Annotated in this window: 25 protein-coding genes; 15 read left to right on the forward strand and 10 right to left on the reverse strand. The window is 36.2% G+C overall.

Annotation, left to right across the window (positions count from 1 at the left end):
- The first annotated feature begins 22 nt into the window (after positions 1-22).
- Positions 23-1117 carry a chorismate mutase gene (locus V7S79_RS09090; protein ID WP_459490267.1) on the forward strand — a complete coding sequence of 365 codons (1095 nt, stop codon included), beginning with the start codon at positions 23-25 and terminating at the stop codon, positions 1115-1117.
- A 189-nt stretch (positions 1118-1306) separates the two neighbouring features.
- Here V7S79_RS09090 and V7S79_RS09095 read toward each other — a convergent pair whose 3' ends face one another.
- A complete protein-coding gene (locus tag V7S79_RS09095; RefSeq protein ID WP_459490268.1) occupies positions 1307-2203 on the reverse strand; it encodes a DMT family transporter in 897 nt (298 codons plus the stop codon).
- Between the two features lie 73 nt (positions 2204-2276).
- Here V7S79_RS09095 and V7S79_RS09100 point away from each other — a divergent pair, with 73 nt between their 5' ends.
- Genes V7S79_RS09100 through gatC form a run of 4 tightly spaced genes read left to right on the forward strand, consistent with a single transcriptional unit; the run spans position 2277 to position 4633 of the window.
- Positions 2277-2648: a Rid family detoxifying hydrolase gene (locus V7S79_RS09100; RefSeq protein WP_459490269.1), complete on the forward strand. Its 372-nt coding sequence runs from the start codon at positions 2277-2279 to the stop codon at positions 2646-2648.
- An 8-nt stretch (positions 2649-2656) separates the two neighbouring features.
- The gene (gene gltX, locus V7S79_RS09105) at positions 2657-4162 is read left to right on the forward strand and encodes a glutamate--tRNA ligase (RefSeq protein WP_459490270.1); all 1506 of its coding nucleotides are present in this window, start codon (positions 2657-2659) and stop codon (positions 4160-4162) included.
- Between the two features lie 2 nt (positions 4163-4164).
- Entirely contained in the window at positions 4165-4359 is a 195-nt protein-coding gene (locus V7S79_RS09110; protein WP_459490271.1) for a hypothetical protein, read from the forward strand.
- On the forward strand, positions 4346-4633 hold the full coding sequence (gene gatC / locus V7S79_RS09115; protein ID WP_459490272.1) for an Asp-tRNA(Asn)/Glu-tRNA(Gln) amidotransferase subunit GatC: 288 nt from the start codon (positions 4346-4348) through the stop codon (positions 4631-4633). Before V7S79_RS09110 ends, gatC begins: the two co-directional genes overlap by 14 nt.
- Before the next feature lie 97 nt (positions 4634-4730).
- On the opposite strand, the gene aroB is transcribed toward gatC, so the two are convergent.
- A complete protein-coding gene (aroB, locus tag V7S79_RS09120) occupies positions 4731-5756 on the reverse strand; it encodes a 3-dehydroquinate synthase (protein WP_459490273.1) in 1026 nt (341 codons plus the stop codon).
- A gap of 144 nt (positions 5757-5900) precedes the next feature.
- On the opposite strand from aroB, the gene V7S79_RS09125 reads away from it, so the two are divergent.
- Entirely contained in the window at positions 5901-6884 is a 984-nt protein-coding gene (locus V7S79_RS09125; RefSeq protein WP_459490274.1) for a pyruvate dehydrogenase complex E1 component subunit beta, read from the forward strand.
- Between the two features lie 81 nt (positions 6885-6965).
- Entirely contained in the window at positions 6966-7178 is a 213-nt protein-coding gene (locus V7S79_RS09130) for a hypothetical protein (RefSeq protein ID WP_459490275.1), read from the forward strand.
- Positions 7179-7397: 219 nt separating this feature from the next.
- On the opposite strand, the gene V7S79_RS09135 is transcribed toward V7S79_RS09130, so the two are convergent.
- Positions 7398-8873 carry a Do family serine endopeptidase gene (locus tag V7S79_RS09135; protein WP_459490276.1) on the reverse strand — a complete coding sequence of 492 codons (1476 nt, stop codon included), beginning with the start codon at positions 8871-8873 and terminating at the stop codon, positions 7398-7400.
- A gap of 165 nt (positions 8874-9038) precedes the next feature.
- Between V7S79_RS09135 and lysS the strand changes: the two genes are divergently transcribed.
- Positions 9039-10754: a lysine--tRNA ligase gene (lysS, locus tag V7S79_RS09140; RefSeq protein WP_459490277.1), complete on the forward strand. Its 1716-nt coding sequence runs from the start codon at positions 9039-9041 to the stop codon at positions 10752-10754.
- 217 nt (positions 10755-10971) lie between these two features.
- On the opposite strand, the gene V7S79_RS09145 is transcribed toward lysS, so the two are convergent.
- Positions 10972-11166: a cold-shock protein gene (locus V7S79_RS09145; RefSeq protein WP_109322468.1), complete on the reverse strand. Its 195-nt coding sequence runs from the start codon at positions 11164-11166 to the stop codon at positions 10972-10974.
- A gap of 321 nt (positions 11167-11487) precedes the next feature.
- On the opposite strand from V7S79_RS09145, the gene V7S79_RS09150 reads away from it, so the two are divergent.
- Positions 11488-11709, forward strand: a complete 222-nt coding sequence (locus V7S79_RS09150; protein ID WP_459490279.1) for a PspC domain-containing protein — start codon at positions 11488-11490, stop codon at positions 11707-11709.
- Here the strand turns inward: V7S79_RS09150 and V7S79_RS09155 are convergent.
- Positions 11706-12701 carry a glycosyltransferase family 2 protein gene (locus tag V7S79_RS09155; protein WP_459490280.1) on the reverse strand — a complete coding sequence of 332 codons (996 nt, stop codon included), beginning with the start codon at positions 12699-12701 and terminating at the stop codon, positions 11706-11708. The genes V7S79_RS09150 and V7S79_RS09155 overlap by 4 nt on opposite strands.
- A gap of 100 nt (positions 12702-12801) precedes the next feature.
- Between V7S79_RS09155 and V7S79_RS09160 the strand changes: the two genes are divergently transcribed.
- Complete coding sequence (locus tag V7S79_RS09160) at positions 12802-14505, forward strand: amino acid permease (RefSeq protein ID WP_459490281.1); 1704 nt, start codon at positions 12802-12804, stop codon at positions 14503-14505.
- Between the two features lie 6 nt (positions 14506-14511).
- On the opposite strand, the gene V7S79_RS09165 is transcribed toward V7S79_RS09160, so the two are convergent.
- A complete protein-coding gene (locus V7S79_RS09165; protein WP_459490282.1) occupies positions 14512-14943 on the reverse strand; it encodes a YybH family protein in 432 nt (143 codons plus the stop codon).
- A gap of 145 nt (positions 14944-15088) precedes the next feature.
- On the opposite strand from V7S79_RS09165, the gene V7S79_RS09170 reads away from it, so the two are divergent.
- Both V7S79_RS09170 and V7S79_RS09175 read left to right on the forward strand, forming a co-directional pair.
- Entirely contained in the window at positions 15089-17917 is a 2829-nt protein-coding gene (locus V7S79_RS09170) for a PQQ-dependent sugar dehydrogenase (RefSeq protein ID WP_459490283.1), read from the forward strand.
- Positions 17918-17977: 60 nt separating this feature from the next.
- A complete protein-coding gene (locus tag V7S79_RS09175) occupies positions 17978-19276 on the forward strand; it encodes a glycoside hydrolase family 88/105 protein (RefSeq protein WP_459490284.1) in 1299 nt (432 codons plus the stop codon).
- On the opposite strand, the gene V7S79_RS09180 is transcribed toward V7S79_RS09175, so the two are convergent.
- The 4 genes from V7S79_RS09180 to V7S79_RS09195 are packed head-to-tail and all read right to left on the reverse strand — an operon-like array spanning position 19268 to position 22438.
- The gene (locus V7S79_RS09180) at positions 19268-20164 is read right to left on the reverse strand and encodes a hypothetical protein (protein ID WP_459490285.1); all 897 of its coding nucleotides are present in this window, start codon (positions 20162-20164) and stop codon (positions 19268-19270) included. The two genes, V7S79_RS09175 and V7S79_RS09180, sit on opposite strands and share 9 nt — an antisense overlap.
- 1 nt (position 20165) lies before the next feature.
- Complete coding sequence (locus V7S79_RS09185) at positions 20166-21185, reverse strand: cytochrome-c peroxidase (protein WP_459490286.1); 1020 nt, start codon at positions 21183-21185, stop codon at positions 20166-20168.
- 30 nt (positions 21186-21215) lie between these two features.
- On the reverse strand, positions 21216-21998 hold the full coding sequence (locus tag V7S79_RS09190; RefSeq protein WP_459490287.1) for an MbnP family protein: 783 nt from the start codon (positions 21996-21998) through the stop codon (positions 21216-21218).
- Positions 21999-22057: 59 nt separating this feature from the next.
- Positions 22058-22438 carry a hypothetical protein gene (locus V7S79_RS09195; RefSeq protein WP_459490288.1) on the reverse strand — a complete coding sequence of 127 codons (381 nt, stop codon included), beginning with the start codon at positions 22436-22438 and terminating at the stop codon, positions 22058-22060.
- Between the two features lie 120 nt (positions 22439-22558).
- Between V7S79_RS09195 and kduD the strand changes: the two genes are divergently transcribed.
- Genes kduD through purH form a run of 3 tightly spaced genes read left to right on the forward strand, consistent with a single transcriptional unit; the run spans position 22559 to position 26102 of the window.
- A complete protein-coding gene (gene kduD, locus V7S79_RS09200; protein ID WP_459490289.1) occupies positions 22559-23323 on the forward strand; it encodes a 2-dehydro-3-deoxy-D-gluconate 5-dehydrogenase KduD in 765 nt (254 codons plus the stop codon).
- Positions 23324-23353: 30 nt separating this feature from the next.
- Entirely contained in the window at positions 23354-24529 is a 1176-nt protein-coding gene (locus V7S79_RS09205; protein WP_459490290.1) for a glycoside hydrolase family 88 protein, read from the forward strand.
- A gap of 52 nt (positions 24530-24581) precedes the next feature.
- Entirely contained in the window at positions 24582-26102 is a 1521-nt protein-coding gene (gene purH / locus V7S79_RS09210) for a bifunctional phosphoribosylaminoimidazolecarboxamide formyltransferase/IMP cyclohydrolase (protein ID WP_459490291.1), read from the forward strand.
- Positions 26103-26113: the final 11 nt, after the last annotated feature.

Consider the following 26113-nt stretch of genomic DNA (forward strand, 5'->3'; position numbering starts at 1 on the left):
CTCTAGTTAACCTTAGATTATTATGAATGCCAATTTAGAAATAGTGCCGATGAACGAATGGATTCAGACTGATGGCAAACCCTTGATCATTGCAGGGCCTTGTTCAGCAGAGACTGAAGAGCAAGTATTAGAAACCGCCCGCCGTATAAAAGCTGAAGGCTATGCACACATCATGCGTGCAGGTGTTTGGAAGCCTCGTACACGTCCAGGTAGTTTTGAAGGAATGGGAGAACCGGCTTTGAAATGGTTGGTAGAAGCTAAAAAAGAAACTGGTTTGCCTTTAGCAATTGAAGTTGCTACACCAGAGCATATCGAATTAGCTTTAAAATATGGAGTAGATGTTTTGTGGATTGGTGCACGTACAACAGTGAATCCTTTCAATGTACAAGATTTAGCTGATGCACTTAAGGGTGTTGATATTCCTGTTTTGGTTAAAAATCCAGTTAATCCAGATTTAGCTCTTTGGGTTGGTGCTTTTGAACGTTTACAAAATTCAGGTATTAAGAAATTAGGTGCAATTCACCGTGGTTTCTCTAATGCGCAAGAAACAAAATATAGAAATTCACCAATGTGGTCAATGGCTGTTGAATTAAAGCGTTTGTTCCCACAAATGCCTTTGATCGGAGATCCATCTCACATGGCTGGTAAGCGTGCTTATTTAGCTGAATTATCTCAAAGAATTTTAGATTTGAATTACGATGGTATGATCATTGAATCTCACCGTGATCCAGATGCTGCTTGGTCGGATGCTTCTCAACAATTAACTCCTGAGCAATTAGGCGAGATGTTGCGTTCATTGGATGTTAGAAAATCAAACTATGGTTCTGATTTCTCTAATGAATTAGCTGCATTACGTGAGAAAATCGACAATATCGACCGTGAATTGTTAGAAGTTTTAGCTGCTCGTATGTCTATTGTTGAAAGATTAGGAGAGTACAAGCGTGATAACAACGTTGCTGTTTTGCAATTAGATCGTTGGAAGCAAGTTCATGGCGACCGTGCAAATCAAGCTAAAGGTTTAGGTTTATATCCAGAATTTATTGAGGAACTATTCAAATTAGTTCACTTAGAATCAATCCGTAAACAAACGGAGGTGATGAATTCTGCTACAGCATAAATTGAGGTAAGATGAGGTAAGAGGTAAGAGGTAAAAGGTAAAAGTTTATTAGTTTTTAGTGATTAGTTTTTTACCTCTTACCTCTTACCTCTTACCTCTTACCTCTTACCTCTTACCTCTTACCTCTTACCTCTTACCTCTTACCTCTTACCTCTTACCTCTTACCTCTTACCTTTTACCTAATACCTATTACCTTTTACTCACTTGATAACTACCCACTAGAACCAATCCCATTCCAATTAATCCTACCCAAGTAGGAAATCCATGGCCTATCAGAATTTCTATTAAGATAGAAAACAATACGCTGCTATTGCCAATAGCCCCAACAATACTTGTTTTTTCATGTCGCAATGCTTGCGTTGTGAAACTTTGAACACCTAATGCCAATAATCCAAGGCATAAAACTTTAACCCATTCTATTCCTTGAGGTTGAACCCATTTGGCAATCCAGAAATTAGGTGCAAGGTCGAAATGAGTACCTAAAATCAAGGATATGCTTGATGCTGTAAATCCCGCAGCCATGAAAGAAAAAATCACCCATCTTGAATCATAGTAATTTTGCGCTTCTTTTATGGCCATATAACCCAATGCAGTGCCAATGGCATAAAGTACGCCGATACTATGTTTTTGCCAACTAACGGCAGCATCGGGTCTGAAAATGAGTAGGATTCCATAAAAGCCCATCAATAAAAATAACACTTGCTGGCCTGATAGCTTTTCTTTGGGGATCCAAATGAATGTAAAAATTGCAATAAAGAGAGGGAATGCTTGACCATACGTATTGGTTAAAGATAAGCCCAAGTGCTCCAATGCATAAAATAAACAATATAAAGTAAATGCCCCTAAAAATCCACGGTAAATCAAAAAGCCTAATCTACCTCCTTTTTGAATGGGTCGTTTCAGGAATAAACTTCCAATTAAAAAAGGTAAACCAATCATATTTCGAAATAGTACTAGTTCAATGGAAGGAAAGACCTTATTCATTTCTTTTGCTAATGCCGACATCAATGCAAAGCATAAAGATGAAAGCAGCATAAATAAGATGCCTCTTTGATTGAAAAGTAATTCTTGGATTTTTTTGAGCATTAAAATAATGAAAGGCTTTGAGGATTCAGGATTTAGTAACAAATTTTGGTAACTTGCATTTCTTTTCAAAGTTATGACAAAAAAAATAATTTTATCGGCTGCTGCGCCAGCACCTATAGGCCCTTATTCTCAAGCGGTTCAAATTGATAATGTGTTGTATGTTTCTGGTCAAATAGCTTTATCGACATTTGAAGCGGGAGCAAGTATTGAGGAAGAAACGGATCAAGTAATGAAAAATATAGATGCTGTTTTAACAGAGGCTGGTTTTACTTTCGACCATGTTGTTAAATGTTCCATTTTTGTCAAAAATATGAACGATTTTGCTGCCATAAATGGAGTTTATGGTCAATATTTTACCGAAAATCCTCCTGCGAGAGAAACCGTGGAGGTCGCTCGTTTGCCGAAAGATGTGCGCGTTGAAATTTCTTGTATTGCCCATAAATAATCAAATTCATGTCATTACCCGTTAGAGTTCGTTTTGCACCTAGTCCTACAGGACCATTACACATTGGTGGAGTACGTACTGCCTTATATAATTATTTATTAGCTCGCCAGACAAGTGGGAAGTTTTTGCTTCGTATTGAAGATACAGATCAGGCACGTTTTGTTCCTGGTGCTGAACAATATATATTAGAAAGTCTTGCCTGGTTAGGCATTATGCCCGATGAAGGTGTTGGTGTAGGTGGTCCTCATGAGCCTTATCGTCAAAGTGAACGCAAAGGTTTGTATAAACAATATGCAGATCAATTATTGAACGAAGGCAAAGCATATTATGCGTTTGATACTTCTGAAGAGTTAGACGCCATGCGTAATCAGTTTGAGAGCCAAGGATCTGCCTTTCAATACAATGCCTTAACCCGTGTCAAATTGCGAAATTCACTGGCATTGTCTGCAACTGAAGTGGAAGAGTTATTGAATGCGAACACACCTTATGTGATTCGTCTGAAAGTACCTGCCAAAGGCGAAATTCGTTTTCAAGATAGTATCAGAGATTGGGTACATGTACATACATCCAGCATTGATGATAAAGTATTGATGAAATCTGACGGTATGCCAACGTATCATTTAGCCAATGTAGTTGATGATCATATCATGGAAATTACGCATGTGATTCGTGGAGAAGAATGGCTTCCTTCTGCGCCATTACATATTTTATTATATCAAGCTTTTGGTTGGAAGGCTCCACAATTTGCGCATTTACCATTGTTGTTGAAACCTGAAGGAAATGGTAAATTATCTAAAAGAGATGCAGATTTAGGAGGATTTCCTGTTTTTCCTTTGGAATGGACAGATCCAATTTCAGGAGCTATTTCAAAAGGTTTTAAACAAGAAGGATATTTACCAGATGCAACGATTAATTTCTTAGCATTTTTAGGTTGGAATCCAGGAACGGAACAAGAATTGTTTAGTTTAGATGAATTAGTTCAAGCTTTTTCTTTAGAAAGAATCAATAAAGCAGGGGCGAAATTTGATGTAAAAAAAGCACAATGGTTCAATGAACAATATTTGAAAAAATCAGATGTAAATCAATTAGCAACAGATTTTTTACCAAAATTAGAAGCGGGTCAAGCTTTGGCTTTTGTTAAATTATTCATTGATCGAATTACTTTTCCTCAAGATTTACAATCTTTAGTAGATGATTTTTATTTATTTCCAGCCAGTTATGAGGAAGCCGTTATTGCTAATAAGTGGAATGCTGAGGCAAAACAAGGTTTGGATTTAATTTTAAAAAACTTACCAAGTTGTAATGATCAATGGACAGCTGACCAAATTAAAGAATGTATTCATCAAACTTTAGAAGCAGCCGGAATTAAAATGGGTAAAGTTATGCAAATTTTACGTGTTGCTTTAAGCGGAAAAGGAGCGGGTCCTGATTTAATGATATCCATGGAACTTTGGGGTAAAGAATCAGTGTTTGAACGTTTGAAATTAGCTTTAGATAAATTTCCCGTTTTATAAAGATGAAAAAGAAAGATCCATCCAAGTCTGAATCAAAAGCACCTAAAGTCCATCCAGATTTAGCTGGTTTTGAGTTAAATATAGATTCTTTTGGTCAAATAACTTCCAATTTGGATCGAGATAAAATCAATGCTTTTTTGGACAAAGAAATGCCTGATGATAAAAAAATAAGACAAAAAGACGATGAAAGTAAATAAAGAGGATGTTGAGAAAATTGCGCATTTAGCAAGATTAGAGCTAAATCCAGATAAAATTGAAGAAGTTCAAACTTCCATCAATAAAGTATTGGATTGGATGGAAGCGCTTAATCAAGTCGATACCACTGGAGTAGAACCTTTGGTTCATATCACGCCAGCCATTAATCAATTCAGAGAAGATGTTGCCATTCAGAATTTAGATCGCCAAAAAGCACTAAATCTTGCTCCAGATGCGAACGATCAATATTTCAAAGTTCCTCAGGTGATTGAATAGAAAAGAGAAGAGAGAAAAGAGAAAATTTCGGTGGCTGAGGTTCTCGAAGCCACATCTTACCTCTTTTTTCTCTTTCCTCTCTTCTCTCTTCTCTCTTCTAAAGGTAGTACTCCAAGGCTTTTTTCATTTCTGCCTTGCTAACAGGAATGTCATAACCACAATCGCCAATTCCTGTTAAGAGTGAGAAGCGAACTTCGTTTCCTTTGTTCTTTTTATCCTGCAAGGTTAATCCAATGATGGTGGGAATTTCATTTTCAGCGATGCTAACTTTGCCATACGTTTCAAATAGATAGGCTTCAATGGAATTGAGCTCTTCTGAGCTAATTAAGCCCCTTTGATAAGAAATAAATGCCTCGGTAATCATGCCAACTGCTACTGCTTCGCCATGTAAAATTCGACGTTTTCCTTTGTCCAATAAATAGGTTTCTACCGCGTGACCTAATGTATGCCCAAAGTTTAAAATTTTTCTAAGTCCAGCTTCTTTTGGATCTTCTGCAACGACAGCTTTTTTAATTTCCACGGAATGACTCACCAATGCAGCAATGTCTACTGTCTCCCAGTCTTGTTTGCTAATGGTAAACCATTTTTCAGCATCTCTGATTAAACAATGTTTGATGATTTCTGCATAACCTGAACGTTTTTCACGCCAATGTAAGCTGCTCGTAAATGTAGGGTCAATCAATACCGTTTTGGGTAATTGAAAAACACCAATGTGATTCTTAAAGCCATGAAAATCGATGCCTAATTTTCCACCAACGCTTGCATCAACTTGCGCCAAAACAGTGGTTGGAATTTGTATGAAATCAATTCCTCTTTTGTAAGTCGAGGCACAAAATCCACCTAAATCGCCAATGACCCCACCACCTAAATTGATTAATAGACCATGACGGTCCATATTAGCTTTGGTCATCGCTTCCCAAACTTTTTCACATGTGCCTAAATGTTTATTTCCTTCACCGGATTTAATGACAATCTTGGTGAATTTTTTGGGCAAAAATGAAATGATTTTCGGTAAACAATGTTTTTGTGTGTTTTCATCTACCAAAACTGCAATATGAGAATATTCGTTTTGATTTAAAAAATCTACTAAAGAGTCAGAAATGGCAGCTATTTTTACAGACATTGGCTTTGAAATTCATATTTATATTCAAAAATACCACGAAAATATTAAAATGAGTGATTTATCGAATATTTTTGGTTTTGTGGTATGCGAATTCTTAGCTAATTTTGCGCTCGGTTGGGATTTTCCAAGAGCCTTTATATTATTATGAGAGAAATTCAATTTAGAGAAGCCTTGCGTGAGGCCATGCAAGAAGAAATGCGAAGAGATTCATCTGTATTTTTAATGGGTGAAGAAGTAGCTGAGTACAATGGTGCTTATAAAGTTTCACAAGGTATGCTGGATGAGTTCGGTCCTGAGCGTGTAATTGATACGCCCATCGCTGAGCTAGGATTTGGTGGGATTGGTGTTGGAGCGGCAGCAAATGGTTTACGTCCAATTGTTGAGTTCATGACTTTCAATTTCTCTCTAGTAGCAATTGACCAAGTAATCAACTCGGCATCTAAATTAATGTCGATGTCTGGAGGTCAGTATTCTTGTCCAATCGTTTTTCGTGGACCTACTGGAAATGCAGGCCAATTATCATCTCAACACTCTTCCAATTTCGAAAATTGGTTTGCCAATACACCAGGCTTAAAAGTAGTAGTGCCTTCTAATCCAGCTGATGCCAAAGGCTTGTTAAAAGCATCTATCAGAGATAATGATCCTGTGATTTTCATGGAATCTGAATTGATGTATGGCGACAAAGGAATGGTTCCTGATGGAGAGTTTTTAATTCCAATTGGTAAAGCAAACATTGTTAAGCCAGGTAAGGATGTTACCATCGTTAGTTTTGGTAAAATGATTTCAAGGGTAGTAATGCCTGCAATCGAAGAATTAGAAAAACAAGGTATTTCTTGTGAATTGATTGATTTACGTAGCGTTCGTCCTATTGATTATATTACTCTAGTTGAATCAGTTAAGAAAACCAACCGTTGTGTGGTAGTTGAGGAAGCAAATCCTTTAGCTGCTATTTCTTCTGAAATTGCGTATCATTTACAGCGTTGGGCTTTCGATTATTTAGATGCACCTGTGGTTCGTGTGAATTCAAAAGATTTGCCATTGCCGTATGCACCTACTTTGATTGAAGAAATCTTACCAAGTATCGAACGTACCATTCAAGCCGTTAAAACAGTTACTTATAAAAAGTAGTTTTTTTGAAATAAATGAATAATTTTGAAGAACACATTGGATAACCGATGTGTTCTTTTTTTTACCTAACCCTTATATTCAATGAAGACTAATAAAAAAGTTAATTTGCCTACCTCTTTATTTTATCTATTTTTATCTCTTGCTTCTTTATATCACATTATAAGTCATTTTTCTGAATATTTCAATGACCCATCCTTCAAAGATTTATTTGCAGCATTTCTTGTCGTTCCTTTACTATTTTATGTTGGAATCTCCGATGTAATCAAATTTATTCGTTTGAAAAGGAAACCATAAAAAAAAGGATCATGTTCAAGAGTTGTGGGGCTCGGAAATAATTTAACCTTGTATGATATTGTTATTAGTCTCAATTCCCGCACCCTTTTGATTCTATTATATCTCCTGATTTCTTAATCTTGAATGCTTAAAATATTTAGCTCACAATTTTGGACATGAACTAAAAAAGCCCCAGAATCTTCTAGGGCTTTTTTGTTTTAAATCTCAAACCTCAAACCACTATAATACATAAATGAATTTTGATCCATCGATATCAATTCCTTCAAGTTTAATTCTGCTTTTTCTAGCTTCTAGTAATTCAATGGCCTCTTTTGGACTATTTACTGGCTTATCATTGATTTTGGTAATGATCGAACCTTTGTTTAATCCATACATTTCTAAGCGGCCATCTTCTAAAACTTCAATCACTTTAACACCAGATGTAATATTAAATTTTTCTTTATCAGAACTTGATAGATTACCGAATTTCGCACCTAAAAAGTCAGATTTATAAGACTCGCCAGTATCTCCTTTGACGATGGATGTATTTCCATCCTTATTCTTCAAAGTAACAGCAAATTCTTTATTTTGTCCATCACGGTTAACCGTTACATTTACCTTTTCGCCTGGTCGTTTGCTACCAACTAATTCCATTAATTTGGCTAAGGTTTTTATCTCGTTGCCATCAATTTTAACAATGACATCATTGATTTTAATTCCGGCATCTTTTGCTGCACTATTTTCTGAGAAGCCATTTACGTATACACCTGTATTGGTTTTTAAATCTTTTTCTTCCGCCAATTTAGAATTGACATCTGAAATAGAAACTCCCAAAAATCCTCTTTGAACATTTCCGTATTTGATTAAATCGCCAGAAACTTTTTTGACAATACTAACTGGAACTGCGAAAGAATATCCAGCAAATTGGCCAGTTTTAGAATAAATGGCTGTATTGATACCCACCAACTCACCTTTTAAGTTGACTAATGCTCCTCCCGAATTTCCAGGATTAACCGCGGCATCCGTTTGAATGAATGATTCCAAAGGATTTGCAGATGCCTCTGAATCTCGATCAATGATATTTTGACGGCCTTTGGCTGAAACGATACCCGCTGTTACTGTTGATTCCAAATTAAATGGATTACCAACCGCTAATACCCATTCGCCTACTCTCAATGCATCTGAATCACCAAAAGTTAAAAAAGGAAGGTTGTTTGCTTTGATCTGTATGACTGCCAAATCAGAAGAAGGGTCGGTTGATATTACTTTCGCCTTGAATTCTCTTTTGTCATTTAACATCACAGAAACTTCTTCAGCTTCTGCTACCACGTGATTGTTGGTTACAATATATCCATCAGCACTGATTATTACCCCTGAACCAGAAGCTTCTTGAACTTGTGGCTGTTGTCTACGTCCTCCTCCAAATGGGTCGCCGAATCCAAAAAAATCATCAAATGGGCTAGAAAATTGACGCCCCATGGATTTTTGTGCAATTTTTGTTTTAATGTGTACAACTGCCGGTGTTGTTTTTTCAGCTGCAAAGGTGAAATCTCCTGGATTTCCTGGAACAGAGGGTGAAGAAACGTGGGTTGTAAATGCGGAAGGCCCTTCAAATGAAGATCCAGAATTACTTAGGTTAAATAATTGAAATGCTCCTAAAGTTATACCACTGGATAATAATGCGATAATCACGTAGGTCTTAATTGAGTTTTTCATTTCCATTGCTATAAATTTTTATCGTGTTAAATTTCTTGATGCGAATTTAACGCAAAATAGGACTGCTTTGTTTCTTGTTAACAAAAATTAAGAAAAAGTTCTAAATTTTCATATCCCCTAATTAATAGCTAATTTTGCGTTTTAATCAATTTAATTGAATACTCTATGATTTTAAGTGAGCAAGAACAGCTAAGAAGACAAAAACGTTTGGATTTGATGGCATTAGGTATCGATCCGTATCCTGCGGAGGAATATCCTGTAAATATTCAATCTTCTCAAATATTGTCTGAGTATAAACCAGAATCGAATGATTTTCAGGATGTTACATTGGCTGGCCGTTTGATGGGTTTTCGAATCATGGGGAATGCTTCTTTTGCAGAATTGCAAGATGCTTCTGGACGTATTCAATTGTATTTTAGAAGAGATGATTTGTGTCCGGGTGAGGATAAAACCTTGTATAACACCGTATTTAAAAAGTTATTGGATATTGGTGACATCATTGGCGTAAAAGGATATGTTTTTACGACTCAAATGGGTGAAATCTCGATTCATGTTCGTGAGTTTACTATTTTATCTAAAGCTTTGAAACCATTGCCTGTGGTAAAAGAGGCAGATGGGCAAACCTTTGATGCATTTTCTGATCCAGAAATGCGTTATCGCCAGCGTTATGTTGATTTAATTGTAAATCAAGGTGTTAAAGATATTTTCATTAAACGTGCCAAAATAATATCTACAATGCGTACCATGTTTGATGAGCGTGGTTGGTTAGAAGTAGAAACTCCCGTTTTACAAGCAGTACATGGTGGAGCTTCAGCACGTCCTTTCAAAACGCATCACAATACTTTGGATATGCCTTTGTATTTGAGAATTGCCAATGAATTATATTTGAAAAGATTGATTGTTGGTGGTTTTGATGGAGTATATGAGTTTGGTAAAATGTTCCGTAATGAAGGTATGGATAGAACACATAATCCAGAATTTACTTCATTAGAATTTTATGTTGCCTACAAAGATTACCATTGGATGATGAATCTAACGGAGTTGATTTTTGAGACAGTAACAAGAAAATTACACGGCCAAACGAAAATTCAAGTGGGTGAAAATCAAATTGAATTTGCTGGTCCTTATCCTCGATTGACTATTTCTGGTGCAATTTTACAGTATTCTGGAGTAGATGTAGATGCTTTATCAGAAGACGAACTTCGTGCTAAATGCTTGTCTTTTGGTATGGAAGTAGATGAGCAAATGGGTAAAGGTAAATTAATTGATGAATTGTTTGGAGAAAAAGTGGAGGCTAATTTAATTCAACCTACATTTATTACAGATTATCCGGTAGAAATGTCGCCTTTGACCAAAAAGCATCGTTCGAAAGAAGGTTTGGTTGAGCGTTTTGAATTATTTGTGAATGGTAAGGAAATTGCCAATGCTTATTCCGAATTAAATGACCCGATAGATCAAAAAGAGCGCTTTGAGGATCAGTTGCGTTTGGCAGAAAAAGGAGACGATGAGGCGATGGCAATGGATCATGATTTTATCCGCTCTTTGGAGTATGCAATGCCACCTACCTCTGGAATTGGGATTGGAATAGATCGATTAACCATGTTAATGACCAATCAAGCCTCTATTCAAGAAGTATTGTTTTTTCCTCAAATGCGCCCTGAAGTGGTTAAGGAAGTAGATTCTGAACAAGCATTTAAAGATAGGGGAGTCGCTGAAATTTGGATTCCTGCTTTGCAAAAAATGGGTATTTTAACCATCGAAGCATTGAACGAGGCTAATCCCAATAAAGTATTTAATGATTTAGGAGGTATGCGCAAAAAATTAAAAATTGATGCAGCTATGCCAAGTAAGGAGGAAGTGGAGAAGTGGATTAGTGTTTAGTTATTAGTGTTTAGTTATTAGTTGTTTTTTGTAAATATTTATCTAATAACTAATCACTAAAAACTAATAACTAAAATTCATAATTATAAAAAAAGCCCCCATTCCTGGAGGCTTTTTTGTTTCCCTTTAACTAGAGATCAATGTTGCAATCTTTTTAGGTAATCCTATATATATTGTTAGTTACTGATTTGCTCTAATCAAAAACAACGGAGAAAAATTAGATTTTCTTTACGTTGATTGCGTTTGCACCACGTTTTCCGTCAGTTACCTCGTAAGAAACTGAATCGTTTTCACGGATAGTAACTCCAGCTAAGCCAGTTACGTGTACGAAGATGTCTTCACCTGTTTGATCATCTACGATGAAACCGAAACCCTTAGTTTCGTTGAAAAATTTTACTTTACCAGTTTGCATAAAAAAAATGTTAAAAAATTAAAACCCAAACAATTTAAACTGCGCAAAAAAAGACCGGATGAATTTAGAATCGATAAACTGGAATAATCAGAGGAGATACTATAGACAGGAAGTCGAGAATTTTGAAGAATTAAAAAATTTAAGTGCTCAAATGTAGAAAAAAATATATTAGATGCAAGCATTTTTAAAATAAATTATTTGAAATTTAATATTTTATTGTTGTATATGTAATTTTTCAAATTAAAAATTGTATTAATTTTATTTTGTTGCTACTTGAATTCACAGAAATAAGTTTTATCTTTGCATCTTATTCACTCATCCATGGAAAAGCTAAAATATTTTGTTGAAAATCAGGCTTTCGGAGTTTGTACTCGAATAGGAGAGAAGTTTAAAATTTCTACAAGCAGTATCAGATTGTATTTTATTTACACTTCTTTCATTACAATGGGATCTCCCATTATTATTTATTTGATTCTGGCATTTTGGATGAATATTCGTCGCTATTTGCGTCAAAGAAACAATCCTTCAGTTTGGGACATCTAATCTAATTCTTTATACTTTTTCTTTCCTTTGATAAAATATTCAACAATCATCCATTTAGGATAGAGTTGAACAGGATGTTCTTTTCCTTTTAACTGTTGTTTGTTGGAATAGAAAAAAAGATAGTAGTAAAATCCGAAATGCGCCTTTATAATTGCGAATGTATGTTTCCATTGAAAACCAATTGCGAATTTGATTCCCGCAATTCCATCCAACAATAACCTGAAAGCAATTTTGTTGAATTTAGTCTTCTTCGGTAGATTTTTATGCAGTAAAATGAGGTTGTTTCTGAAATTCAAAAAGGTCTTAAACGGACTTTCTTTGTTTAATGTGCCACCTCCTACGTGGAGAACCTCGCTTTCTGCGATAGCCGCACATTCGTAGCCAGCTCTTCTCAATCGCCAACACAAATCAATTTCTTCTTGATGGGCAAAGAAATAGTCATCTAAACCACCCACTTCCCAATATTTTTTGGCATCTACCATCAAGCAAGCTCCCGTTGCCCAATGTACCTTTGATGTAGCATATTGCTTTTCGTTTTTTTCTAAGGTATCAAAAATTCTTCCTCGGCAAAAGGGATAGCCCAATGAATCAATCATTCCGCCTGCTGCTCCAGCATATTCAAAATAATCCGGTTGATCGTATTTTAATATGAAGGGTTGTAGTGCAGCGGTTTTGGGATTTTCCTTGAAATATGTAACTAATGGCGATAACCAATTCGCTTTTGGTTCAATATCAGAGTTCATTAAAACAAAATAATCCGCCTCAATTTGTTGTAATGCGTAATTATATCCACCAGCATAACCCCGATTTCGATCACTTTTGATTCGTCGAATATCTGGATAATTTTTCTCCAAGAATGCAATTGAATCATCTGTTGAAGAATTGTCAGCTACATATATAATGGCATCTGTAGAAGTTTCAATGACTTTGGGTAAAAACTTTTCTAAGTATTTTTTTCCGTTGAAATTCAGGATGACAATTGCTACAGACATAAATTGGATTTCCTGCAAAGTTAAAGGATTTAATGAAATAGAATTTCAATGATAAAAATGTATTTTTGTCACTATTTAAAAAATCATCCAACAAATTAAAATGGCCAACTCTATTTTTCGTAAAAAATCAGTTGAAAAAATCATATCCGATCAAAAAGCAATGGAAGGTCTTGAAGGACATTCCATGTTAAGGAATTTAGGAGTTAGAGATTTAACGTTTATGGGAGTTGCTGCCATCATTGGCGCAAGTATTTTTTCGGCCATTGGGCAAGCATCCGCCAATGGAGGCCCAGCGGTTTCTTTGTTGTTTGTGTTTACTGCCTTAGCTTGTATGTTTACGGCATTTTGTTACGCACGTTTTGCTTCTACGGTTCCAATCAGTGGATCTGCTTATACTTATGCTTATACAAGTTTAGGTGAAATTGTTGCTTGGATTTTAGGATGGAATCTATTGTTAGAATACGCCATTTCAAATGTTGCTGTGGCCATTTCTTGGTCTAAATATTTCGTTGATTTATTAGAAGGATTGGGTTTACACGTTCCGGAATATTTAACAATGGATTTTTTATCTGCCAAAAGAGCTTTTGTACAAGTGGAACCTTTGCTTGCTCAAGGCCAATCTTTAGAAACATTGAATGTGAATTTGAGAGAAGGATTTATCGCCTATTCGAATGCACCAAATTTATTTGGATGGCATTTTGTTGCCAATATTCCTGCCTTATTAATCACAGTGGCAATTACTTATTTGGTTTACATCGGTATCAGAGAAACCAAAAATATGAACAATATTTTAGTGATTTTGAAATTATTAGTCATTATGATTGTCGTGGGAGTGGGTGCTTTTTATGTTCAAGTGGATAATTGGACACCTTTTGCACCCAATGGAATCAGTGGTGTTTTGAAGAGCGTAGCAGCTGTATGTTTTGCTTATATTGGTTTTGATTCTATTTCAACTACTGCAGAAGAATGTAAGGATCCGCAACGAGATATTCCAAAGGCAATGATGTGGGCATTGATTATCTGTACCGTTTTGTACGTCTTAGTTACGTTGGTATTAACGGGCATTGTTCCTTCTCATAGCTTAGCAGGTATAGAAGACCCATTGGCGTTTATGTTTATGAAAGTCAATTTACCGGGCGTTGCTGGAATTGTTGCTGCCAGTGCGGTGATTGCCTTGACAAGTGCTTTGTTAGTTTATCAAATGGGTCAACCTAGAATTTGGATGACCATGTCAAGAGATGGATTGTTGCCCAAGGCCTTTGCTAGGATACATTCCAAATACAGAACGCCCTCTTTTTCAACCATCATGACTGGTGTATTGGTTGGAATTCCTGCCTTGTTTGCCAATTTGGAAGAAGTCATAAATTTAAGTTCGATCGGAACTTTATTTGCTTTTGTGTTGGTTTGTGGGGGTGTTTTAGTCTTAGATTTAGATCCTGAAAATCAGAAAAAATCGAAATTTAAGATTCCTTATATTAATGCTAGTTATTGGGTTGGATTAACTTGGTTGGTGGCTATTTATTATACCTTCAAAGACGTATCCATTTCAGCCTATTTTTCAGGCGAAAACAGAGTTGATCATCTTATCATGGCAGGCTTTTTTGCCATTTGGTTTGTCATGGCATTTTATAGTGTGACAAAAAAATTATCTTTAATTCCCATTTTGGGTTTATTGGTAAATATGTATTTAATGACACAAATGGGTGCTCAAAACTGGGAAAGATTTACCTATTGGTGTTTGGCAGGTGTTTTGATCTATTTTTCTTACAGTTATCGGAAGAGTAAATTGAATACACCTGTATAGAGAAAATTAGGACGTATGATCTCTTAAGATCAACCATTTCCCATTTATTTTCTTCATTAATAATGTAAAGTGGCCACCTAAGTTGCCTAATTGAGGTCTTTGTAAAGTCCATTTTCCAAGGACCCATGCGGTTTTTCCATTTATTACATCAACCTCTAGGATGTCGAAAGTGAGTTGACCCATGGCCTCTTTATTAGGATAGGTTTTTAAATACCTTTCCAAAGTTGCTTTCCAGCCCTTTGTAATGCCATTTTTTCCAATGAATTTTAGATCGTCCGACTTTTGGTAAAATTCCATAAAATCAGCTATTTTTCCTTCATTCCAAAGATTTTGTTGCGTGAAAAGTACATTTCGAATGGCTTTTTGGTCTTTGCTTCGCTGAGCGAATGAAACAGTACTCAAAAGAATAAATAGTAGGATGTAAAATATTTTATGCATAAAAGGAGATATTTTGTTAAAAAAGAAGATGTTAATGTCGACAAAAAACTGAATTTCGTATCATTCAGGATAATTCATTTTTTGTTTTGAGTTTATTGTATCATTTTTGTAAAATAACAATTTTAAACCTGTCAAATTTCTATATATGAAACGACTCTTACAAACATTTTTATCTATTTCATTAATTTGTTCCATTTATTTCCCTGCTCAATCACAAGCGCAAGCACCAGAAGAAAATAGATTTGTAAAATCTGTTTTGGTTGAAAAATTGGATGAACCGATGGAATTAACTTTTCTTCCAACGGGACAAATATTATTTGCAGAAAGAAAAGGGGATGTAAAACAATATGACCCTCAATCGAAAATTACTAAGGTAATTGGGCATATTAATGTAAATACCAAATACACCAATAGAGCTGGACAAAAGCGTGAAGCGGAGGAAGGTTTGATGGGTATTATTGTGGATCCAAAATTCAATGAAAACCATTGGATTTATCTTTATTATGCACATCCAACGGAAGCCAAACATATTTTGGCTCGTATGGAATTAAAAGATGAGGAGTTATTGATTGATCAGCAAAAAGTCATTTTAGAAGTTCCTACTCAGCGTGAAGAATGTTGTCATACAGGTGGTGGAATGGTTTTCGATAAATCAGGAAATTTGTTTTTAACGATAGGAAACAATACTTCAAACAGTAATTCAGATGGATATGCTACCATCGATGAGCGCCCGGGTCAAGCTTATTGGGATGATCAACGTGGAGCAGCGAATACAAACAGCTTATTAGGTAAAATTTTACGTATTCATCCTGAAAAAGATGGTTCATATACCATTCCAAAGGGAAATATGTTTGCACCTGGAACACCAAAAACTCGCCCAGAAATTTATACCATGGGTCATAGAAATCCATGGAGACCAAGTTTAGATTCTAAAACTGGATTTTTATATTGGGGTGAAGTAGGTCCAGATGCTTCTGTGGATTCAGAAAAAGGATCAAAAGGCTTTGATGAATTTAATCAAGCAAAAGGACCTGGATTTTTTGGCTGGCCATATTTTATAGGAAACAATCAACCTTATACGGATTTCAATTTTGAAACAATGGCTATTGGTCCAAAGTTTGATCCAGCACATCCAGTTAATGATTCTCCTAATAATACAGGTTTAAGAGAATTGCCTGCAGCACAAAAACCGATGATTTGGTATCCTTATGGAACTTCGGAAGAATTTCCTTTGGTAGGTGCAGCGGGAAGAAGTGCAACGGGAGGACCTGTTTACCATCGTTCTGATTTTCCAAATGCAAAAAGAGCTTTCCCAGCGTACTATGAAGGAAAATGGTTAATTGTTGAATTTATGCGTGGTTGGATTATGTCGGTAACGATGGATGAAAATGGCAATTATAAGTCGATGGAGCGTTTTATGCCTAATTCATCTTTTGGAAGTGCGATTGATATGGACTTTAGTCCAGAAGGTGATTTATATGTATTAGAATATGGATCAGCTTGGTTCAAAGGAAATGACAATGCTCGTTTGGTAAAAATAGAATATCAAGGAGGAAATCGTAAACCATTTGTGGAAGTGAGTGCTACTAAAACGAAAGGTGCTGCTCCAATGACCACTCAATTATCTTCGGAAGGATCCAAAGATTACGATGGAGATGCCTTGAAATTTACATGGACAGTTAAGAAACAAGGTAAATTAGTTAAAACTTTGACAGGTGCGAATCCATCTTTGACATTGGCAGAAGCTGGTAAATACCAAGTTGTATTAAAAGCAACTGATCCAAAAGGTTTGAGTAATTCTTCTTCTTTGGAATTATTGGTTGGTAATGAAGCTCCTAAAGTAAATATTGCGTTTGAAAATGCAAACAAGACATTCTATTTCTCAGATTCTGCTCCGAAATATAAAATTGAAGTTGAAGATAAAGAAGACGGAAGTTTAGGAAATGGTATTTCTGCAGATGCTGTTGCAGCTACTTTGGATTACATTCCTTACGGATATGATCCAATCGAAATGTCACAAAGTCACAGAAAAGCAGATAGCGATTTGTTTGCCGCTGCGGGATTACGATTAATCAATAAAAGTGATTGCAAGTCTTGTCACCTTCAAAATGTTCGTTCTGTGGGACCTAGTTATTTGGAAGTAGCTGAGAAATACAAAGGACAAGATGTGATTGAGAAATTGGCTGACAAAGTGATAGTTGGAGGAACAGGAGTTTGGGGAGAACATTCCATGGCTGCTCACCCAAGTATTTCTAAAGCGGATGCTAAAACAATGGTTTCTTATATCATGAGTTTGACAGAGAAAAAAGCTTCGAATAAAATTGCGTTGGCAGGTGATTTGTCTTTGAAAAAACCAGATAATCAAGCAGGTACAAAAGGCGTTTTTGTTGTTCGTGCGACTTATTTAGACAAAGGAAATAAGAAAATTGCCCCAGTTCAATCGGAGGAATGGTTATTCTTACGTCATCCATCTCTAGATGTTGAAAAAGCAGATTTGACTTATGGTATTCAACAATTAATCACTCCAATGAGAGCGACTAATATGGTGGGTAAGAATCCATACATTGCTTATAAAGGCATTGATTTGACAGGCATCACCAACATTGAAATTGCAGCTTCTGCGCAAGCAAGAACGAATGCCTCAGGTGGTGTGATTGAAATACACTTAGATTCTCCAACAGGAGCAATCATTGGCAAGACGAATCCAATTGAAGTGGCACAAGGTGGTTTTGGTCCTGCACCTGCTGCCAACCCTAATCAAAAAGGTGCTTCTTTGGGTACACCAACGGGTCCTGTTGCTCCTGCTGCTGCACCGGCAGCTGGCCAAGGACCACGTAGAATGGGCCCAACTGCTCAAAAAGTAGCCATTACTCCGACTGCAGGATCACATGATGTGTATTTTGTGGCCGTTAATCCAGCAGTAAAAGAACAACAAATTGTTGTACAAATTTCTAGTGTTGAAATGAAAAAATAGCATTTCAATTTCAGTAAATAAAAGGGTTTCTTAGCTTTCATGTTGAGAAACCCTTTTTTTATGCGCTACACATTCTTATTCTTATTATTTTCTTCGAGTCTATTTGCTCAAAAAAATATTACGGCAGCATCAGATGCAACTGCACCTTTACATGCCTTACAACCTGATTATCCGACGCCTTATGGTGCTCCCAAAGTAGCTGAAATTCAAAATGTGATTGATCGCGTTTTTAATTATTTGGAAATCGCTACACCCAATCGATTTGTGGATAAAAATTCGGGTGCAACTTGGGCTCCTGGTCAAGCATTTACGGATCAAATTGTTTTCTCAAAAGGAGATTTTCGTCCTATTTCTTATGAATGGGGGGTAACCTATTCGGGAATGTTGGCTTTGACCCAAGTAACAGGGAATAATAAGTACAAAGATTATGTTTTTAATCGTTTGAATTTAATTGCTTCAGGAATTCCGGATGCTCAAAAAAATGATGCCAAGCATGTTTTACATGGTTTAATTCACCCAAGAGCATTGGATGATATTGGCGCCATGGGAATGGCCGTAGTGAAAGCAAAAAAGGCTGGATTTTCTACCGATATGACTTTTGTTACCAAAAGAGCTTCTGATTTTATTCTAAAAGAAGAGCATCGTTTGCCAGATAAAACCTTGGTAAGAATTCGTCCTTTGCATCATACGATGTGGTTAGATGATTTATACATGGCCATTCCAGCCCTTTTACAATTGGGGGAATATGAAGAAGCGGTATTTCAATTCAATGCTTATCGCAAAAGAATGTTTAATCCGCAATTGAATATTTTTATGCATGGTTATTTAGTTGATGCTACGGAGCATCCTGAGTTTCATTGGGCACGAGCAAATGGCTGGGCGCTTTTAACTACAGCGGAAATGTTAGAATATTTACCAGCGAAACATCCTGCTAGACCAGAAATTTTAAAGCAATTAAAAAATCATTTAAAAGGCTTAATGTCTTATCAAGATGGTACTGGTTTTTGGCATCAATTATTGGATAAAAATGATTCCTATTTGGAAACATCTGCCACAGCTATTTATTGCTATGTCATCTCAAAAGGTATCAATATGGGTTGGTTAGATGCCAAAACTTATGGCCCCTCAGCCATATTGGCTTGGAATGCCACTGCTAGCAAAGTGAATGAAAAAGGACAAGTAGAGGGTACTTGCGTAGGAACCGGATTAGCTTGGGACCCTGCCTTTTACTATCACCGCCCGATTTCACCATTCGCTGCGCATGGTTATGGTCCAGTTTTGTTAGCGGGTTCTTCCATGATAGAATTATTGTCAAAAAACAATTATCAAATCAACGATTCGGCTGTGCATTTAAAATAGCCAACTTACATGTGCTGAGATGCGATTTTTTGCATTTATCTGAAGGTTGGCAATATTTTGATGAATGGGAATTTGATAGTTTATTCCCCACATGAATTTTTTGACATAAAATTCCGTACCTATTCCCCAGAGGCTGATTGTTCCGCCTGTTGAATGATTCGATAATCCTGATTGGGAATCATAAAATGATTTTTCCGTATATAGGTTAGTATAAGGCATTAGCGTTACTTTATGCCCTTTTCCATAGGTGTAAAATAATGTAGCCCCTCCACTAATTCTATTTCCGAACTGGTAATTCATCGGATTTTTTGTATTCAATTTGTATTGCCCATCCAAATTGACTCCCCAGTAGTTATACCTCAATCCATAAGTCAAATTAAAGGAGAAATCGGTACTTCCTGTTCCTAATTGGAAATTGGCATTGGCAACTTCAGATGGATTGCTTTCATCATATCTGAATTTCCCAAACGGTAATTTTATTCCGCCTCCGATTAAAAAGTTTTGATTGATGGTATGAACAGTGCTATCCAAAAGGGTATTGATTATATTATATTGAAATAAAAAGGATGGATCACCGATTCCCTCTGTGGCATATTCGCCAGAAGGTGAATTTTGGTAGTGAAAATTATAAGGAATATATCCGACAACTTGAAGTTTCTCCAAGGGATAAAAACGTGTCCAAATTTCTGTGGTAAAAAAGTCCTCTTTTGAAGCCAAATAGCTACTCCCAACATGGGAATCATAACTTTGTTGGCGGTATCTAAGACCAATAAATTTCCGATTGGATGCTGGCATTAATCCAAAAAATGAATTGCTATTGGCACAACCACAAATATCACAACCCAAAGAAGGAAAGCATATTAGTAAAAATAGAATTGTTTTTTTCATTTTAATTCGAGCTAAAATTAGCGTTGTTTAGAAATTCTTTGTCAGTTAATGTTTTCAAAAAAGCGATGATTTGTAATCTTTGATCTGCATTTAAAGGTATTCCATTCGCTAAATTTGGATCTAGATTGGGTGTTTTTTGTATACCCAAAGAATAATGTTCCAAGACCTGATCTAAGGTGTAAAATCGGCCATCGTGCATGTAGGGAGATGTTACATCGATATTTCTTAAACTTGGCACTTTGAATTTATAGCGGTCGTTTTCTTTTTCTGTAATTCGAAAACGGCCAGGATCTTTAGTGCCTTGTATTTGGAGTCCATTGTTTCTATATGATTGATCCGTAAATAATTCTCCGGAATGACATGTACTGCAATGTTCTTTAAAGAGTTTCATTCCTTCCAACTCTTGTTTGTTTAAAATTTCACCTTCATTGCGGACATATTTATCATACCTGGAATTGGATGAAACCAAGGAAAGCATGAATTGAGAAAGCGCTTTCAAGAATTTGGAACTAGTTATTTCGCTACTCCCATAGGCTTTATTGAATAAGGCTGGATATTTTGGCGATTTTTTTAGTTTCTCTATTACATTTCCCAACTTTTCATCCATTTCCACTGGATTCTCTATGGGAGCAATGGAAAATAAATCCAAATCACTAACGCCACCATCCCAAAAAAAATCTTGTTGCCAAGCTACATTTTGAATTGCTGGAGCATTTCTTGAACCCTTTTGATTATCGATTCCATGACTGATATCATGTCCATGGTGCGTGAAAGCATAACTTTGATTGTGGCACTCAGAACATGATATCGTATTGTTTCTGGATAAAATAGGGTCATTAAACAATGCTTTTCCTAATTCGAAACCAACCTTATTAATCGGGTTGCTCGATAATGAATAAACAGTTGCAGGAAAATTTTGAGGAATTTTAAATGTTTCAACAAGGGGTATTGGTGAAATAGCTTCCTTTTTTTCCGAGGAGCAACTAATTAAAAAGCACAAAAGTAGGAATCGTATTTTCATCAAATAAGCCCGTTTAAATACATTGAAAGATTAATTATGTACGTGATCAATACTGAACATGCTTTGGTAATTATCCGCTATTTTCTTGCCATTGCTTGGATTCATTATGACAGGCTCGGTTGAAATAAGATTACTTGTGCCAAATATTTTTTGGATATCAACGATGAAATGAATGGAAGGGGAGATGTTTTTCCTAACAGTAATTTGCTGAGGCAATTTGAGCGTAATCTTTCTTAAATTATTGGTCGTAACGCTTGATCTGCCTCCAAATCCTCCAATATGATATTGGAATTTATTAAGTCCAGCAGAATTCAAGGGTGCTTTGGAAGAAATACCTTCTAGTTTTAAAAAGATATATCCCGAATTCCAAGACCAATACATGTTGTCATTGCCATAAGCGGCGGGATCAAGTACGCCTGTTCTTTGATCAACCGCTGAGGTGCTTTTTAGGCTGTCAACACCTATAATAAAACTTATTTCTGAATAGTTTCCTGCAGGAACATTCGTTAAAATGGGTTGTTGGGAATTCGTTTCTGATTCTTTGATTAAAAAATAGTCGTTTGAAATAAAATTTTCACCTGATTCATTTTTTAAAATGATATTGGAAATGAAATAATTGAAAGTTGAAACGGTGAAATCTTCTTTAGAAGCATTGGTGTACTTTGTGTCATTCAGTACCAAAGTTTGAGCACCCACTCGATGATCTAAATCTAAAATAATTTGGTTTTTATCGTTTACTCCAAAGGTATCTAAGTCGTCTTTTTGGCATGCAAAGGCAATAGCCCAAACAGCCATGAATAGTAATTTTTTCATGTATAAATCGTTTTGTCCGAATGCTTACATTCGGAAATGGGAAAATTTAAAACGGAAGTTTATACAGATTGTGGAGGTTTATTTTGACTGAGCGTGTATTCAAAACTTAGGGAATCCAAGTAATGAAATTGGTGGTTAATGGAAACTTGAATGCCACGGTAAAATGTAATAGAAATATTTTCTTTGAAAATCAAAGTAATTTCGGGTGCCTTTTCTAATTTTTGTTGGTTGGATTTTTCTTCTTTTTCTTGTTGGGCCTTTAGTTGTTTCATCAAAAAACAATGACCATTACAATTCATTTTGGGTTTATCCTTGTTGATACAAAGATTTTTGGCGATGTAATTCTGATTTACTCGGTAATATGCCACCGCTCCCCATTGGTTGACAAGAGGAATTTGCATGGCAAATAACAATACCCACGAGCAAATTTTAATAATCATGCCACAAAGGTAGTATTTCAGGTGGATAATATCGAAATGATTTTTGTCATAAATTGGAGAATGGTAGAATTCATTTGAGTAAAGTTTACCCTTGATTTACTTTTACTTAAAATTTAATCTATGCAAAATTCATTTGATTTATCTGGCAAAATAGCCTTAGTAACTGGTTGTAAAAGAGGGATTGGAAAAGCCATGGCCGTTGCTTTAGCTGAAGCTGGAGCTGATATTATTGGTGTTTCAGCTAATTTGGAATTGAATAACTCAGAAGTTGAAAAGGAAATTACAGCCTTGGGAAGAAGTTTTACTGCCTTTCAAGCCGATTTTTCAGATCGTGAATCATTGTATGATTTTATCAAGCAATTGATAAAAAGATTTCCTAGAATAGATATTTTGGTGAATAATGCGGGGACTATTTTAAGAGACCCTGCAGCTGATCATTCAGATGAATATTGGGATGAAGTGTTGGAAGTTAATTTAACTTCTCAATTTATTTTGAGCAGAGAAATTGGTCGTAATATGATCGCGAATGGATCAGGTAAAATTATTTTTACTGCTTCTTTGTTGAGTTTTCAAGGAGGTATCAATGTTCCAGGTTATGCCGCAAGTAAAGGGGGAATTGCTCGTTTGACGATGGCATTGGCCAATGAATGGGCAAGCAAAGGAATTAATGTAAACGCTATTGCCCCAGGATATATTTCAACGGATAATACAGAGGCTTTGAGAAATGACAGCAACAGAAGTGCGTCTATCTTGTCTCGGATTCCAGCTGGAAGATGGGGAGAGCCAGATGACTTCAAAGGACCTGTAGTGTTTTTGGCCTCAGCTGCTTCTAATTATGTAAATGGAACTATCTTAACCGTAGATGGCGGTTGGATGGGAAGATAATACGATTGAATTTTTAAAACCTATCAACTCATGAAAAAATTAAGTCTAGTATTTTTGTTCTTATCAAGCTCTGTTTTTGCTCAAAAAATAGATGTAAACAAACAATTTCAATTAGCAGCTCAACAATACACCAAAATGTTGGCGGATCATCCTGACACAAGTGTAACCATTCATTCAGCAAAACCCGATGGAACGTATCGGAATATGCCTTCTCATTGGTGGTGTTCTGGGTTTTTCCCAGGTGGCTTGTGGTATTTATTTGAAAAAACAAAAGACGCTAAATGGGAGAAGGCCGCTCGATTATGGACAGCAGCCATAGAAAAGGAACAATTCAACACAGGAACGCATGATTTGGGATTCATGATGTTTGACTCGTTCGGAAATGAATTGAGATTAACCAAAGACCCCAAAGCTAAAAAAGTTTTGATTCAATCGGCAAAATCATTGGCAACACGATTTGATCCTAAAATTGGATTAATCAAATCTTGGAATAGTTTCAAAGGAGGATATAAGTATCCAGTGATCATTGATAACATGATGAATCTGGAATTGCTATTTTGGGCTTCAAGAGAAACAGGCGATCCGACCTACAAGCAAATTGCCATTACTCACGCAGATAATACCATCAAAAATCACTTTAGACCTGATTTTTCAAGTTATCATGTCATTTGTTACGATGTAGATGGAAAAGTCTTGGCTAAAAAGCAACATCAAGGATATCAAGATGAATCGACTTGGACACGTGGACATGCTTGGGCTATATATGGTTATGTAGCGATGTATCGTGAAACAAAGGATAAAAAATATTTGGACTTTGCTCAGAAAATTGCGGATTACTATTTGAATCATCCAAATTTGCCTTCTGATAAAATTCCCTATTGGGATTTCCATGCACCCAACATTCCGAATGAAGAAAGAGATGCATCAGCAGGTGCTATTACAGCATCAGCCTTGTTGGAATTATCTACTTATTCCGGTGTAAAAGGTAAAAAATATTATTCTGACGCAGTTAAAATGCTAGAATCTCTGTCGAGCCCTGCTTACAGAGCAGCTTTAGGTGAAAATAATAATTTCTTAATTAAGCATTGCGTGGGGGCAAAAGGATTGAATTCCGAAATAGATGTGCCTTTGATTTATGCTGATTATTACTATTTGGAGGCTTTATTGAGATATGAAAAATTAAAGAATAAGCAATCTAAAAATTAGTCGAATTTTGTTTTAATTCGTACCTTTGGGGCTTCAATTTATTACAAGCCCCATGTCATTAAAGAAAATTCAATCAGCCTTAATTTCAGTTTATTACAAAGACGGTTTAGCGCCTATTATTCAAGAACTTCATCAATCAGGAGTTGTTTTGTATTCCACAGGTGGAACGCAACAATTCATTGAGGAAATGGGTATACCTGTTATTCCTGTGGAGGATTTAACGGGATATCCTTCTATTTTTGGTGGTCGTGTGAAGACTTTACACCCAAAAGTTTTTGGTGGTATTTTGTATCGTCGCGATTTAGCTTCTGATGTAGAAGTGGCCAAACAATATGAAATTCCTGCATTGGATTTAGTGATGGTGGATTTATATCCTTTTGAAGAAACAGTTGCTTCTGGAGCTTCAGATGAGGATATTATTGAGAAAATTGATATTGGTGGAATTTCATTGATACGTGGAGCGGCGAAAAACTTTGCCGATGTTTTGATTGTATCTTCTCGTGAGCAATATGCAGAGGTACTTTCGATTTTTTCAGCAAATGGAGCAGCAACAACTTTGGAACAAAGAAGAAGTTTTGCCCAAAAGGCATTTGCAGTTTCCTCGCATTATGATGGCGCGATTCAGCGCTATTTTGCAGGAGAAGTGGCTGATTTAACGAATTATAAAGCATTGCCAGCGCATTCTTTGCGTTATGGTGAAAATCCGCATCAACAAGGTAAATTTTATGGCGATTTAGAAAGCCTTTTTGATAAGTTGCACGGAAAAGAATTGTCTTATAACAATTTAGTCGATGTAGATGCCTGCTTAACATTGTTGGATGAATTTTCTGAAACAGCCTTTGTGATTATCAAGCACATGAATGCTTGCGGAGTTGCAACGGGTTCAAGTGTTCAAGAAGCGTATGAGAAGGCATTAGCTTGTGATCCTATTTCTGCCTTTGGCGGAGTGTTGGCGACCAATCAAACCGTTGATAAAGCAGCAGCTGAATCGATTAATCCATTGTTCTGCGAAATATTAATTGCTCCTGCGTTTACAGAAGAGGCATTAGAGGTTTTAAAGACAAAGAAAAATAGAATTTTATTGAAAAGAAATGCACAAGATTTTCCAAAAGTAATGTTTAAAACATTGTTGAATGGGGTTTTGGAGCAAGATAAAGATTTAGTGATGGAGGGTGTGGCTGATTTCAAAACAGTTACCCAAATAGCTCCAACCGAAGAGCAAATGCGTGCATTGGCCTTTGCTTTGAAAATTTGTAAGCATACCAAATCGAATACGATTGTATTAGCCAAAGAAGGACAATTGTTAGCTTCTGGCGTGGGTCAAACTTCTCGAGTAGATGCTTTGAAGCAAGCGATTGAAAAAGCAAAAGAGTTTGGGTTCGATTTACAAGGCTCTGTTATGGCATCTGATGCGTTTTTTCCTTTCCCAGACTGTGTTGAAATAGCAGGAAAAGCAGGAATTGTTGCTGTTACTCAGCCAGGTGGTTCCATCAAGGATAAAGATTCTATCGACTATTGTGATGCGAATGGAATTGCGATGGTGATGACAGGAATTCGTCATTTCAAACATTAAAATTTTTTACG

The sequence above is a fragment of the Aquirufa sp. ROCK-SH2 genome (assembly GCF_054558315.1).